Annotated in this window: 13 protein-coding genes and 1 pseudogene; 4 read left to right on the top strand and 10 right to left on the bottom strand. The window is 70.1% G+C overall.

The window, feature by feature from the left end; genetic code table 11:
• Positions 1–2: 2 nt before the first annotated feature.
• Positions 3–2,495 (bottom strand): leucine--tRNA ligase, encoded by a 2,493-nt coding sequence (leuS, locus tag Q9R27_RS03820; RefSeq protein WP_311251011.1) that lies wholly within the window; start codon positions 2,493–2,495, stop codon positions 3–5.
• Between the two features lie 230 nt (positions 2,496–2,725).
• Between leuS and Q9R27_RS03815 the strand changes: the two genes are divergently transcribed.
• From Q9R27_RS03815 to Q9R27_RS03805, 3 genes are all read left to right on the top strand, one after another.
• Positions 2,726–3,379: a hypothetical protein gene (locus tag Q9R27_RS03815; protein ID WP_311251010.1), complete on the top strand. Its 654-nt coding sequence runs from the start codon at positions 2,726–2,728 to the stop codon at positions 3,377–3,379.
• A 108-nt stretch (positions 3,380–3,487) separates the two neighbouring features.
• Positions 3,488–6,145 (top strand): lamin tail domain-containing protein, encoded by a 2,658-nt coding sequence (locus tag Q9R27_RS03810; RefSeq protein ID WP_311251009.1) that lies wholly within the window; start codon positions 3,488–3,490, stop codon positions 6,143–6,145.
• Between the two features lie 75 nt (positions 6,146–6,220).
• Positions 6,221–6,982: a 3-oxoacyl-ACP reductase family protein gene (locus tag Q9R27_RS03805; RefSeq protein ID WP_311251008.1), complete on the top strand. Its 762-nt coding sequence runs from the start codon at positions 6,221–6,223 to the stop codon at positions 6,980–6,982.
• A 179-nt stretch (positions 6,983–7,161) separates the two neighbouring features.
• On the opposite strand, the gene Q9R27_RS03800 is transcribed toward Q9R27_RS03805, so the two are convergent.
• Positions 7,162–7,815 (bottom strand): response regulator transcription factor, encoded by a 654-nt coding sequence (locus tag Q9R27_RS03800; protein WP_311251007.1) that lies wholly within the window; start codon positions 7,813–7,815, stop codon positions 7,162–7,164.
• Positions 7,812–8,792, bottom strand: a complete 981-nt coding sequence (locus Q9R27_RS03795; protein ID WP_311251006.1) for a sensor histidine kinase — start codon at positions 8,790–8,792, stop codon at positions 7,812–7,814. The genes Q9R27_RS03800 and Q9R27_RS03795 overlap by 4 nt, the downstream gene beginning before the upstream one ends.
• Positions 8,793–8,860: 68 nt before the next feature.
• Between Q9R27_RS03795 and Q9R27_RS03790 the strand changes: the two genes are divergently transcribed.
• Positions 8,861–9,286: a hypothetical protein gene (locus tag Q9R27_RS03790; protein ID WP_311251005.1), complete on the top strand. Its 426-nt coding sequence runs from the start codon at positions 8,861–8,863 to the stop codon at positions 9,284–9,286.
• Between the two features lie 3 nt (positions 9,287–9,289).
• Here the strand turns inward: Q9R27_RS03790 and Q9R27_RS03785 are convergent, their stop codons facing one another.
• The 7 genes and pseudogenes from Q9R27_RS03785 to Q9R27_RS18725 form a co-directional block, all read right to left on the bottom strand.
• Complete coding sequence (locus Q9R27_RS03785) at positions 9,290–9,805, bottom strand: universal stress protein (protein ID WP_311251004.1); 516 nt, start codon at positions 9,803–9,805, stop codon at positions 9,290–9,292.
• 96 nt (positions 9,806–9,901) lie between these two features.
• Entirely contained in the window at positions 9,902–10,888 is a 987-nt protein-coding gene (locus tag Q9R27_RS03780) for a hypothetical protein (RefSeq protein ID WP_311251003.1), read from the bottom strand.
• 122 nt (positions 10,889–11,010) lie between these two features.
• Positions 11,011–11,589 carry a hypothetical protein gene (locus Q9R27_RS03775; protein ID WP_311251002.1) on the bottom strand — a complete coding sequence of 193 codons (579 nt, stop codon included), beginning with the start codon at positions 11,587–11,589 and terminating at the stop codon, positions 11,011–11,013.
• On the bottom strand, positions 11,532–11,873 hold the full coding sequence (locus tag Q9R27_RS03770) for a class I SAM-dependent methyltransferase (RefSeq protein ID WP_311251001.1): 342 nt from the start codon (positions 11,871–11,873) through the stop codon (positions 11,532–11,534). The genes Q9R27_RS03775 and Q9R27_RS03770 overlap by 58 nt, the downstream gene beginning before the upstream one ends.
• A 2-nt stretch (positions 11,874–11,875) precedes the next feature.
• Positions 11,876–12,418 carry a hypothetical protein gene (locus tag Q9R27_RS03765; RefSeq protein WP_311251000.1) on the bottom strand — a complete coding sequence of 181 codons (543 nt, stop codon included), beginning with the start codon at positions 12,416–12,418 and terminating at the stop codon, positions 11,876–11,878.
• On the bottom strand, positions 12,411–12,740 hold the full coding sequence (locus tag Q9R27_RS03760; protein ID WP_311250999.1) for a hypothetical protein: 330 nt from the start codon (positions 12,738–12,740) through the stop codon (positions 12,411–12,413). The genes Q9R27_RS03765 and Q9R27_RS03760 overlap by 8 nt, the downstream gene beginning before the upstream one ends.
• 238 nt (positions 12,741–12,978) lie before the next feature.
• A pseudogene (locus tag Q9R27_RS18725) lies at positions 12,979–13,287 on the bottom strand (hypothetical protein); the annotation flags it as partial.
• Positions 13,288–13,375: the final 88 nt, after the last annotated feature.

Here is a 13,375-nt window from a genome sequence, read left to right as displayed (position 1 = left end):
TCTCACCCCACGACGAGATTGACCAGCTTCGGCTCCCGCACGATCACCTTGCGCACCGTCTTGCCCTCGACCAGCGCGGCGATCGCCGGGTCGGCCAGGGCGGCGGCCTCCAGGTCCGCGGCGCTGATGTCGGGCGAGACCTCCAGGCGGGCCTTGACCTTGCCCTGCACCTGGACCACCGCAGTGACCGCGTCCTCGACCAGGAGCGCAGGGTCCACGGTGGGCCAACCGGCACGGGCCACGGTCGGCTGGTGGCCCAGGCGTTCCCACATCTCCTCGGCCGTGTACGGCGTGACCAGGGACAACAGGATCGCGACGGCCTCCACGGCCTCGCGCACTGCCGGGTCGGCCGGGCCGCACCCGGAGTCGATCGCCTTGCGGGTGGCGTTGACCAGTTCCATGGTGCGCGCCACGACCACGTTGAAGCGGTGCGCCTCGACCAGGGTCTCGACCTCGTGCAGCATCTTGTGGGTGACCTTGCGCAGGGCCACGTCACCGCTGGCCGGGTCGACGCCCGGCTCGCTGGTCACGTCGCCGCTCAGCCGCCAGGCCCGCTGCAGGAAGCGCAGCGACCCGGCCGGCGACACGTCGGCCCAGTCGATGTTGTCCTCCGGCGGACCGGCGAAGACCAGGGTCAGCCGGATCGCGTCGACGCCGTACTCGGCCAGTTGCTCGCCGAGGTTGACGCCGTTGCCCAGCGACTTGCTCATCTTCTTGCCCTCGTTGATCACCACGCCCTGGTTGAGCAGCGCGGTGAAGGGCTCGACGAAGTCGACCATGCCCATGTCGTGGAGCACCTTGGTGAAGAAGCGCGAGTAGAGCAGGTGCAGCACCGCATGCTCCACGCCGCCGACGTACTGGTCGATCGGGCCCCACTGGCGCACCGCCTCGACGTCGAAGGGGCCCTGGTCGTAGTGCGGCGAGCAGTAGCGCAGGTAGTACCAGGACGAGTCGACGAAGGTGTCCATCGTGTCGGTGTCGCGCTGGGCCGGGCCGCCACAGGAGGGGCAGTCGACGTTGACCCAGTCGGTCGCGGCGGCCAGCGGCGAGACGCCCTTCGGCTTCAGGTCGGCGCCCTTGAGGTCGGGCAGTACGACGGGCAGCTGGTCGTCGGGGACGGCGACCTCGCCGCAGGTGGCGCAGTGGATCACCGGGATCGGGCAGCCCCAGAACCGCTGGCGTGACAGCAGCCAGTCGCGCAGCCGGAAGTTGACCGCGCCGCGGCCGGTGCCCTGCTGCTCCAGGTGGTCGATGGTGGCCCGCTTGGCCGCCTCCACGTCGAGCCCGTTGATGTCCAGGCCGGCGGTCGTGCCGGCTGCCGGGGAGTTGATCGCCGGGCCCTCGCCACTGAACGCCTCGCCGTCGAAGTCGGCCGGTGGCTGCGTGGTCCGCACGATCGGCAGGCCCATCACGGTGGCGAACTCCCAGTCGCGCTGGTCGCCACCGGGGACGCCCATGACCACGCCAGTGCCGTAGTCGGCCAGCACATAGTCGGTCGCCCAGACCGGGATCTGTGCGCCGGTGACCGGGTTGGTCGCGGTGATGCCCAGGTCGACGCCGGTCTTGGCACGGTCGGTCGCCAGGCGGTCGATGTCGGAGGCCTTGCGCACCTCTTCCAGGTACGCCTCGTACGCCGCCCGCTGCTGCGGGGCGACGATCTCACCGGCCAGAGCCGCGTCGGCGGCGACGACCATGAAGGTGGTGCCGAAGATGGTGTCGGGTCGGGTGGTGTAGACGGTGACGTCCTTCGTCGAGCCGTCGGCCAGGTTCAGCACGAAGTCGACGTGGGCGCCCTCGGAGCGGCCGATCCAGTTCTTCTGCAGGGTCAGCACCCGGTCGGGCCACTTGCCGACCAGTGCGTCCATGTCGTCGAGCAGGCGCTGCGCATAGTCGGTGACCTTGAAGTACCACTGGGTCAGTTCGCGCTTGGTGACCGTGGCGCCGCAGCGCTCACAGGTGCCGTCCGCCAGCACCTGCTCGTTGGCCAGCACGGTCTGGTCCGAGGGGCACCAGTTGACCGGGGATGCCTTGCGGTAGGCCAGTCCGCGCTCGCGGAACCGGGTGAAGAGCCACTGGGTCCACTTGTAGTACTCCACGTCGGAGGTGTGCAGTCGGCGCGACCAGTCGAAGGAGACGGCGTACTTGTGGAACGACTCGGCCTGGGTCTCGATGTTGCCGTAGGTGTAGGTCGCCGGGTGCTCGTTGTTGCGGATCGCGGCGTTCTCCGCGGGCAGGCCGAACGAGTCCCAGCCGATCGGGTTCATCACCTCATAGCCGCGCTGCCACCAGTAGCGCGCCAGGACGTCGTGCAGCGCGGTGACCTCGGCGTGGCCCATGTGCAGGTCGCCCGAGGGGTAGGGGAACATCGTGAGCGCATAGCGCTTCTCGCGCGGCGAGTCGTCGGCGGCGACGAACGGCTGGAGCTCTTCCCAGACCGGTTGCCACTTGGCCTGGATCGCCTCGGCGTCGTAACCGTCGGTTGCCTGCTCGCTCATCTGGGTCCCTTCATCGTCTCTGGCGGTGCCTGCTCCACCCCGGGCGCTGCCCGGGCACAAAAAAACCCTCCGGACAGGAGGGCGGCCGCGCTGCCTCCGGCGGTGAACCGGTTCGTGTCCTCAGCGCGGCTGGTCAAGGAGGAGCAGGTTTCGCATGGGCCCGATGATAGCGCAGCGTCCGTCGTCTACCCTCGCCACCAGCACCACCCATCGTCCACCGGGAGGAACCCATGTCCACGGCGCACCTGCTGGGCGGCCTCACCCTCGCGGTGGCCCTGGCCGTCGCCGGTTGCTCCGGCAGCGACGAGCCCGGTGTGCAACCCGAGCAACCGGGCAGTTCCGCGCCGGCCGAGGAGCCCAGCGCGGAGGCGACCCTCGAGCCGAGCGCCGAGGCGAGCCCGACCGACGGGATGGGCGGCGAAGCGATGACCGCTGCGGGGACCACGCTGGCCTGGGGCCAGGAAGCCCTGCTCCCGGTGGAGCACGGGGGCGGCGAGGTGGTGGTGCGGCTCACCGTCACCGCCGTGGTGGCCGGCAGCAATGAGGACCTCACCGCCCTCGGCCTGGAGGTGGATCCGGCGAGCGTCACCCCGGTCCACCTGCGGGTGAGCGCAGAACTCGTCTCCGGCGAGGCGGGCGGACTGGACCCGGCCAGGCTGGTCGACGGCCTCGGCCCGGATGGGCCGGCGGGTGCCCTGGTCGGGGTGGCGCCGATCACCGGCTGCGACGCGCACGCGTTCGCGGCTGGCGCCGCACCGGGCACCGCGGTGCAGAGTTGCCGCACCGTCGTGGTCGGCAGTGACGGCGCCGTGACAGCGGCGCGCTTCGCGTCCACCGGCACGGCGTACGACGCGATCGACGGTGCCCCCGTCGAGTGGCGCTGACCTGGCGCCAGACCGCCCGCTGGCGTGTGCCTGGCGTTGGCGGCTGATTCACCACCTGTTCGTACGCCGCTCCCAGACTCCGCTCGTCCCCGAGATCAAGGAGTCCTCGTGCTTCGACGTACCCTCTCCGCCACAGCGCTCGCCGCGCTGGTCGGCGGACTGGCCATGATGGGCCCATCCCACGCGGCCGACGCCCAGATCCGCATCAATGAGGTCCAGTCCAACAGTGCGCTGGGCGCACCGGACTTCATCGAGCTGATCAACACCGGCACCACACCGGTCGACATCTCCGACTGGATCGTGCGTGACGACAACGACAGCCGCAACCTGCGGATCCCGGCCGGCACCGTGGTGCAGCCCGGCGCCTACTACGTGGTCGAGCCGGAATCCGGCGCCGACGGTTTCGGGCTGGGCAAGGAGGACCTGGCCCGGATCTTCACCCCCGATGGCCAACTTGTCGACTCCTATGGCTGGACCGAGCACGCCTTCTCCGAGGGCCGGTTGCCCGACGGCACCGGCGACTTCGTCGACACCGAGCCAACGCCTGGCGCCCCCAACGTCGCCCGCGCCGCGCAGGAGACGTACGACGCGGACTCACCGGTCGTGGTCAACGAAGTGATGTCCGACGACCCGCTCGGCGGCGAGGACTGGGTCGAGTTGTTCAACACCGGCACCGCACCGGTCGATGTCTCCGGCTGGGTCCTGCGCGATGACGACGACCTGAGCAACCTGGTCCTGCCGAGCGGTTCCGTGATCGCGGCGGGCGGATTCCTGGTGATCGAGACCAGCGCCACCGACGCCGGCTTCGGGCTCGGCAAGGCCGACATGATCCGCCTCTACCTGACCGATGGCCTGGGGCTGGTCGACTCCTATGCGTGGACCGACCACGCCTTCTCCGAGGGCCGCCTGCCCGACGGCACCGGCGACTTCGTCGACACCGAGCCGACCCGGGGTGCCGCCAACCTGCCCCGCCCGATCGACTCTCCGGTGACGATCAACGAGGTCGAGTCCAACGGCGACAGCCGCGGCGACTGGGTGGAACTGGCCAACCGGGACACGGTGAACACCGCTGACATCTCCGGTTGGACCCTGGTCGACAACGACCCGAGCCACGACCCGATCGTGTTCCCGGCCGGCACCACCATCGAGTCCGGCGGCTACAAGGCCATCTTCACCGAGCCCGACTTCGGGCTCGGCGGCAACGACGCCGTCACGCTGCGTGACGCCGAGGGCAATCTCGTCGCCAGTTTCGCCTGGGAGTCCCACGCCACCACCACCTATGGCCGCTGCCCCGACATGACCGGTGCGTTCGCCACGACGGCGGAGTCCACCTTCGAGATGGCCAACGCGTGCGCCGAGGTCGAGGAACCGGTCTTCGAGACCGAGGCCTGGCCGTTCGGCAACGAGATCACCGAGGCGGTCGCGCCCGGCACCTGGGGCGAGGACATGTCCGGCCTGGACATCGCCGCCGACGGCACCGTCTATGGCGTCAACAACGACAACGCGGAGATCTTCGAACTCGTCGAGAAGGACGGGATCTTCACCATCGCCGCCTCGTGGGTGCCGACCTATCCGGACGGCTCGGGCCAGCCGGACGCCGAGGGCATCACCGTTGCCGGAGACGGCGCGATCTTCCTCTCCACCGAGCGCGACAACAAGTTCAAGAACGTCTCCCGTCCTTCGGTGCTGCGGGTCGTGCCCGGCGCCGACGGGGCCAGCGAGACCACCCACGAGTGGAACCTGACCAGCCTGGTCGGCGAGATCGGTTCCAATGCCGGGATCGAGGCGATCGAGTGGATCGCGGATGCCGACGCCACCCGCCTCGGCATCACCGACAGCACGGGGGCGGCGTACTCCCCCGCCGACTTCGGCGACCACTTCGGCGGCATCTTCACCGTGGCCGTGGAGCAGACCGGCGCGCTGATGGTGGTCGTGCTCGAGGCCGACGGCACGGTCACGCTGCTCCAGGAGGTCACCTCCACCGAGGCGGTCGAGGTCGTGATGGGCCTCGACTGGCGCGCCGGCGGCAACGAACTGTGGGCGTTGTGCGACGAGCTCTGCGACAACCGGCACGCCCGGTATGTCTTCGACGGCGGCACCCTGACGCTGGCCGGGACGTACGCCGCGCCGACCGGGATGAACCCGGGCTTCACCAACGAGGGCCTGGCCATCCAGTGGTGTGCCGGGGAACCCGACGGCGTACCCACGGTGCTGTGGATCTCCGACACCCCGCACGACGGTGTCTCGCTGCGCCGGGCCGCTGGTGACTGCGCGGCGACCAGCCCGATCGTCGACCCGCCGGTCACCAACCCGAACAAGCCGACGGCCACTGATGAGGACGACCTGGTCGACGCGAACCGGGGTGGTGTGCAGGCTCCCGCCACGGCACGCCCGGGCGAGACCATCACCGTCACCGTTCCCGGCGCAGCCGGGGAGTCGGTGCACGTGTGGCTGCACTCGGACCCGGTGTTGCTGGGCAGCCCCGTGGTGGGCGCCAACGACACCGCCCGGGTGACGATCCCGACCGATGCGGCACTGGGCACGCACCGCCTGGTGGTCCAGGACGCGACCGGCGCCCTGATCGGCTGGGCCGAACTCCGCCTGGTCGCTGCCGAGGGAGGCGACGACAAGGACCTGGAGGGCAACATGCCGCCCACCGGCGCCTCGATGAGCCCGTGGTTGCTCGGCGGTGCCGCCGGCACGGTGCTGCTCGGGACCACCCTGATGGTGATGCGTCGTCGTCTTGACGAGGACGTCGTGGCCTGATCCGGCGCCACCAGTTCGACAGCGCGTGCCCGGGAGCGGTCGGTTCCCGGGCACGCGCTGCCTATAGTGGCGGCCATGACCCTCACTGACATGTTCCGACTCGATGGCAAGGTCGCCATCGTCACTGGCGCCTCCAGCGGCCTCGGTGTCGCCTTCGCCCAGGGATTCGCCGAGGCCGGGGCGGACGTGGTGCTCGGCGCCCGTCGCGTCGACCGCCTCGAGGAGACCGCCCAGCTCGTCCGCAACGCGGGCCGTAAGGTGCTCACCCATGCCACCGACGTGGCCGTCCAGGCGGACTGCCAGGCCCTCGTCGACGCGGCAATGGCGGAGTTTGGTCGAGTGGACGTGCTGATCAACAACGCCGGCATCGGCACTGCGGTCCCGGCCACGCGGGAAACCCCTGAGCAGTTCACCAGTGTCATCGACGTCAACCTGAACGGTTGCTACTGGATGGCGCAGGCCTGTGGCCGGGTGATGGGCCAGGGCTCCTCGATCATCAACATCTCCTCGGTGCTCGGCATCACCACGGCGGGCCTCCCCCAGGCCGCGTACGCCGCGAGCAAGGCCGGCCTGATCGGCCTCACCCGCGACCTGGCCCAGCAGTGGACCGGCCGCAAGGGGATCCGGGTCAACGCGATCGCGCCGGGCTTCTTCACCTCCGAGATGACCGACCAGTACCCGCCCGGCTACCTGGAGCAGCAGCAGACCCGGATCCCGACCGGCCGCAAGGGCGACCCCCGCGAACTCGCCGCGACCGCGGTCTTCCTGGCCTCGGACGCTGCCGGCTACATCACCGGGCAGACCCTGCCGGTCGATGGTGGGATGACCATCGCGTGAGCCCAGCGTGAGCGAGGAGTGAGCCGGAGGTACGCCGAGGAACGAGGCGTGCCGCAGGCGAGCCCCGCAGCCTCGCGCGAAACAAACCCCGTGTGAGCGAGGAGTGTGGAGACGAGTTGCGATGTCGTCTGCTGTCACCCAGTGACTGCAGCCGACACGACAACGCGCATGGCGCGCGATCAGGGCTCGATCAGGCCGACCCGGATCGCATAGCGGGTCAGTTCGGTGCGATCACGCATGCCGAGCTTGCCGAGCACGTTCTCGCGGTGCCGGTCGACCGTCTTCACGCTGATGGTCAGCTCTGCGGCGATGTCGCGCGACGAGTAGCCCTCGGCGATCAGCTTGACCACCTCGTCCTCGCGCGGAGTCAGCACCGCGTTGGGCAGGCGCTCGCCCCGCTTGATCCGGCCGAGGTAGTCGCGCACCAGTGCCGACTCCGCACCCGGATAGAGGAACGACTCACCTCGCAGCGCGGCCCGGCAGGCATCGACCAGGTCCCGGTCTGCCGCGGACTTGAGCACATATCCACTGGCGCCGACCCGCAGCGACTCGAAGAAGTACTGCTCGTTGTCGTGCATCGAGAGCATCAGGATCTTCGGTGGTTCCTTGCGGCGGGAGATCTCCCGCGCGGCCTGGAGCCCGGTCAACCGGGGCATCGCCACGTCCAGGACGGCGAGGTCAACCTCCACCTCGCGGAGCACCTGGATCGTCTCGGCGCCGTCGCCGGCCTCCGCCACGACCTGCAGGTCCGGCTCCTGGTCCAGGATCATCCGGACACCACGGCGTACCAGGGCGTGGTCGTCGGCCAGGAGGATCCGGGCGGGGGCGCTCATCGTGCCTCCTCGGCAAGGTCGCGGTGCGGCACCGTCAGGCGCACCATGGTGCCACCGCCGTCGCGGCGACCGACGTCGAGCCTGCCGCCGACCAGCGCCGCACGTTCACCCATGCCGCGCAGCCCCGTCCCGTCGGCACCGGGTGGGAGTCCACGTCCGTCATCGGCAACGCTGAGCACCACGTCGGCGCCAACCCGGGTGAGCGTCAACTCGACGGTGTCCGCCTCGGCATGGCGGGCCACGTTGGTCAGGGCCTCCTGGGCGACCCGGAACACGACCAGTTCGACGTCGTCGTCCAGCGCGGGTAGGCCCGGGGCGATGCCACGCACCACGTGGGTGCGGCCGGCGAAGAGCCTGGTGGTCAGCGAGGCCAGGGCACTGTGAAGGCCGAGGTCCTCCAGCACATGGGGGCGCAATTGCCGGGCCACGCCGCGTACTTCGTCGAGGCTGGTGCGCGCCACCTCACGGGTCTGCTCCAGGCTCGCGGCCGTGGCCGGGTCACTGGTGGTCGCGGCGATCGCCTTGAGCTCCAGCAGGACCACGGTCAGGGATTGGCCGACACCGTCGTGGAGTTCCTGGGCGATCCGGGCCCGCTCCGACTCCTGGGCGGCCAGGGCGGCGAGTTGCCCCTCGCGCTGGCCGACCTCGAGGCGGCGCAGGAACTCGTTGATCGCGGTGGCAAGTTCGCGGGCGATGCCGGTCCCTGGCACCGGGACGCGGTCGATCGGTTCGGTGGAGCGGGCCCGCTCGACGTCGCGGGTCAACTGCTCGAGCGGGCGGAGCAGTCCCATCACCAGCACGGCGTTGGCCAGGATCATCACGCCGAGGCCGACCAGGAGCACCACGCCCTCGGAGAGCAGTGGTCGCGCCGAGACGGTGGCCGGGGTGAAGACGAGGAGGGCAGTGCCGAGGGCGAAGAGGGCCCCGTTGAGCAGGATCACCCGCGCAGAGAGGGAGAAGCCGTGCCTGCGGACCATGGGGCAACTGTGCCAGATGGGCACTCCACCCCATGGGTTCGCCGGACCGGGGCGGCCACGATGGTGCCATGGGCCAGGTGTTGTTGGGAGTCGCGATCACGGTCGTCGTGTTCTCCGTTGCCGCCGTCCTGCTCATCCGGCAGCGCCGCAGGGTGGCGCGGGGTGGACCGTGGCAGATCTGGGCGGTGGCCCGGGCCAACACCGCCGACGGGGCAACCGCCCACCTGCAGGTCGAGGCGGTCATCGAGGCGTCCGCACCGCTGCCGGTCGGTTCCGCCCTCGACGGGCCGGCACTGCGTGACGCCGTCGAGGAGCAACTCCGGCGCCGGATCACCGGTCATCCGGTGGCAGCCCTGCCCTCGGTCGGTGATGGCGCACCGTTCGTGGCCCCGGGGCTGCCGTCGGGCATGCGGGTCACGCATGCCGTGGTCACCACCTCGGATGTCGAGGTGACGCCCGGCCTGCGCCGCCTGGTCACCGACCAGACGGCGTAGTCATCACGCCTGCGCCGGCTGGGTCTCCTCGATGGCCTTGTCGAGGTTGCCCCAGTTGCGCACCACGATCACCGGGCACTGGGCGTGCCGGATCACCTGATCGGCAACCGAGCCGAGCACCAGGGTCTTGAACCCGCCGCGTCCGCGGCTGCCCACCACCAGCACCTCTGCGGTCTCGGACGCCTTGATCAGCGCCTGGGCCGAGGGCCCGTAGGCCGTGTGCACCTGCACCGTGGCCACGGTGTCGCCCACGATCCGTGCGACGCGTTCCTGTTCCGCGGCCAGCGTCGATTCCTCCATCTCCAGGACGGAGGGGGTGATCCCCAGCGGCACGCCTGCGGGATGGACCGAGCTCATGATCGTCCAGGCGCGCACCACGTGCAGGGTGGTGCCACGACGGGCGGCTTCCTCGACGGCATAGCGCACCGCCAGCGAGGCATGTCGCGACCCATCGTCGCCGACGACGACGCCACCGTTGGGAACGACTTCACGGATCAGGTTGTCCTGTGTTGGGGCCATGCCTCATTGTGCCCGTTCAGGGCACCCGACTCCAAGGCACCCTTGCCAGCGTGGACGAGTTGACCTCACGTGAGGAGGCTGGCCCAACGTCTTGGGTCACCGGCAGGTGACCTCGATGTCGATCGCTGCGACGACCGGGTCGGAGAAGGTCTCCCGGCTTGCGTCGGCGACGACCCGGGCGCCGTCGACCCCGGCCATCTCGAAGGTGCCAGGTCCCGAGACGGGCGCCGAGAGTGACTGGTTCGATCCCAGCCCTTGCTCCATCTGCTCGCGAGTCTGCAGGTAGGGATCGATCGAGACCGACCGGGCCTGGAAGGGCCCGTCGACGGGACCGTTCGAGGAGAGGTTCAGCCGGTGGCCGGAGTCCGACTCGTCATCCCAGACCCGGATCCGGTGATCGATGATGTATTCACTCGGCTGACCGGCAGCGACCAGCGAGTTCCGCTTCACGGTGGTCTCGATGTCGACGTAGTCGGCCTGTCCGACGTCGATCTTGGTGCCCTCGTAGTCAATTGTCCCGGTCACGGAACAGTCCTCCTTCGGCACCGGCGTGGCAGCTGCCTGGGGCGCCTCGCCCGGCCCGCCGCCCCCGGGAGGTTCCTTGCCGTCCGGGCGACGCAGCTGGTCGCTCGGGGCCAGCCTGGTGCCCACCGTGTCCCGCAGCATGGGGGCGTGGACGATCCGCATCTCCTCGCCCTCGCTTTCCTTCCCCTCGGTTGCGAAGGGGTAGGCCGACCACTCATCGACGCCGTCGGGGTTGACCAACGGACCGCACCACATCATCTGGCGCAGCATGCCCTCCTCGTTGACCACCATCCAGCAGAGCGCACCCGAGGCATCGCGGCCATTGCGCTCGGCCCTCGGCACGACCACCTCCTGCACCATCCGGTCCAGGCCAGCCGTGACCTGTTCATCGGTGAAGTAGACGTCCTGGTACCTCGTCTGCTTGTTGTTGATGTGCCACGAGTCATCCCCGGATCCACCCGAACCGGATCCACCGCCACCGTCATCACCCCCGCACGCGGTCAGGAGCGCTGCGCCGAGCGCAACTGCGAACAGGGATGGCAGGAATCGGCTGTACACGGTCGGGGGTCCCTCCAGTCAGGCAGCGAGGCAAAAATTCAATCACGGTCGGCGCACGCTTGTCCGGGAAACGGCTGATCCCGCCGGCGGGGATTCTTGCCTCCGTCATCGGTTGCGAGCAGTCACCAACCAGGTCCGCGCCGTGAACCGGACCCCACCCTCGACCGCCCGGTCACGCAGTTCGACTCGTGCTTCCTCGACCAGGTCGTCCCACACCAGGTCGGGGCGGTGCTCGGCCACCGCTCGTCGTACGGCGGAGCCCAGGGTGCCAGAGAGCGCCATCCCAGGCGGTGCTCCACTCCGTCGCTGCCGTCGAGGCAGAAGTCGCACACCGCCTCGAACGGCTCGAGGACCACGTCGGACCATCCCGCGCCGGCGAGGACCTGGTGGATGTGGTCGGCCTCTGCCAACCCCAGGGGGCCTGACTGGCGCACCGGCGGTCGCGGTGGCGGATCCGGCAGATGGGCGGCGATCCGGCGCAGTCCATGCCAGAACATGTCCTCCTCCTCAGCCCGCCAGGAGACGAACGCCAGGGTTCCCGCCGGTGCCGTGGCGGTCCGGATGTTGGCCAGCGCGGCGATCGGGTTGTCGAAGAACATCACCCCGAACCGGGAGACCACACGGTCGAAGGGACGGCCCAGTGTCATCCGCCGCAGGTCGGCACTCTGGGCATCGCCACGGAGCACCAGCGCCTGGGGCACCCGCTGCCGGGAGCCTCCACCATGTCGAGGGAGATGTCGACACCGACGGCGCGGGCGCCCCGCTCCACGGAGGCCTCGAGCAGCGTGCCGGTGCCGCAACCCACGTCGAGCACCCGCCACGCCGTACCAAGGTCGGCCGCCTGGACGACCGCGTCGGTGAACGGCGCGAACGCGTGGTCCAGCAGGCGCGCGTCCCGCACCCACCGCGATGCCTTGGTCCCCCACTCTGCCTGTGCCCGGGCGTTGACCGCGGGCTGCTCCCCTGCCCCATCATTGCCGTTCATCTTCATCCGATGGCCTTCCCGAGCTCCGTCACGGCCAGGGCCAGCAGGCCATAGCCAACGCCGATGGCCGCCAGCAACACCGTGATGCCGGGCCACATCACCCGCACCTGGAACCAGTAGTCCGCATAGGCCGGGTCGCCCTCGGTGCCGGGCAGCACCACGAATCCGGGCTGGAGGCGACAGAAGATCCCCCAGTCGATCACCACGGTGTCGATGACCACGAGCAGGACGCCCGCCCCCAGCCCCAGGAGGACGCCGGTGATGAAGTCGCCGGTGCGGCCGGTGCCCGGGGCGAGATCCGCGAGGGCCAGGACGCCGAGTCCGAGCGCGAGCACGGCCATCAGCGTGCCCAGCACGGCGTCGACGATCCGGCCACGCCGCGACTGCTCGCCGTGCAGTTCGCGATATCGCTCCTGCAGCTCCGGCGGATAGTCGCTGAGCAAGGCGTCGGAGGCAGCCAGCAGGCCCACCACGATCACCACGGCGCAGGCCAGCGCGATCACCGTCGCCCACCCCAGCAGCGGCAACCAAGCGATGTCAGGCACGGCGTACCTCCGATTCATCGGTCCTGGTCAGCAGCGCTGCGATGGAGTCGATGAGGCCACCTCGCCAGCAGGCGTAGTCGTGGCCGCCGTTGAACTCGACCAGTTCCACCTCGGCCTCCGCATCAGTCAACTCGGCGGCCAGACGTCGGTTCGGCTCCAGCAGCACCCACTCCTGGCGGCCTACCTCCAGACGTGCCCGCACCGGTCCGGCCGCGGCCAGCGCTTCGCCGGGCCAGGAGCGCCACAGCGAGGCTGACTGGGCCACGGCGGCGCCGACCAGGTCGGGGCGGCGGGCGAGGCACCCGGCGTACGGTGGCGCCACACCCGCCGTCCGGCGACCAGTTCCCCGGCAGTACGCCGCGACGACGGGCCGGAGCGCCAGGGCTGGGCGGGCGCCGCGGGCAGTTCGACCACGGATAGCAGGTGGCCGCGGCCGTTGCGGCTGGTGAGCCGGCCACGCGGGTCCGGCACACCGGCGTCGAGGATCGAGCGCAGGACTCCTTGCTCGCGGCCCTCCCACGGCGCGGCCCGGCCCCGGTGCCGCGGTGCACGATGAAGGAGTAGGAGGCCCGCCAGTCCGGTTCCATCAGATAGCCCAGGGTCCACCAGCCGTCCCCGGCCGGCGTCATCAGGCTGGCGTCCGGGTTGCGCTCGTCGGTGAGCCGGTTGACGAAGAGCAGCACCGCCTGCGCGTCCGGCTCGTGCAGCACGAAGCTGACCCGGACCAGGCCATCACTGCCTACGTCGAGCAGCGGCGTGGATGCCTCCGCCCACCGCTGCGGATCCACCGGCACCTCCACCCGGGGAGCGGGAGTGGAGCGGGGAACCTTGGGTGGCCTGGGCTGCGCGTGATGCGTGGGGGCGTCCATCGTCAACCCCTGCGGCGCAGCATCCACGTCGAAGCTTCCTGGTCGATCTCATCAACGCCATCCAGGCTTCTTTGCCCGGCAACCGCCC

The organism is Nocardioides sp. AE5 (genome assembly GCF_031844485.1).
Taxonomy (GTDB): Bacteria; Actinomycetota; Actinomycetes; order Propionibacteriales; family Nocardioidaceae; genus Nocardioides.
The sequence above is the reverse complement of the archived record's forward strand: the minus strand, read 5'-3'. Positions and strand labels throughout refer to the sequence as shown.

Bases quoted from the DNA above. Each gene is read 5' to 3' on its own strand.
- Q9R27_RS03815 (WP_311251010.1), top strand. From the start codon at position 2,726: ATGTCCACGGCGCACCTGCTGGGCGGCCTCACCCTCGCGGTGGCCCTG.
- Q9R27_RS03805 (WP_311251008.1), top strand. From the start codon at position 6,221: ATGACCCTCACTGACATGTTCCGACTCGATGGCAAGGTCGCCATCGTC.
- Q9R27_RS03785 (WP_311251004.1), bottom strand. From the start codon at position 9,805: ATGGCCCCAACACAGGACAACCTGATCCGTGAAGTCGTTCCCAACGGT.
- Q9R27_RS03770 (WP_311251001.1), bottom strand. From the start codon at position 11,873: ATGAACGGCAATGATGGGGCAGGGGAGCAGCCCGCGGTCAACGCCCGG.
- Q9R27_RS03795 (WP_311251006.1), bottom strand. From the start codon at position 8,792: ATGGTCCGCAGGCACGGCTTCTCCCTCTCTGCGCGGGTGATCCTGCTC.
- Q9R27_RS03790 (WP_311251005.1), top strand. From the start codon at position 8,861: ATGGGCCAGGTGTTGTTGGGAGTCGCGATCACGGTCGTCGTGTTCTCC.
- Q9R27_RS03800 (WP_311251007.1), bottom strand. From the start codon at position 7,815: ATGAGCGCCCCCGCCCGGATCCTCCTGGCCGACGACCACGCCCTGGTA.
- leuS (WP_311251011.1), bottom strand. From the start codon at position 2,495: ATGAGCGAGCAGGCAACCGACGGTTACGACGCCGAGGCGATCCAGGCC.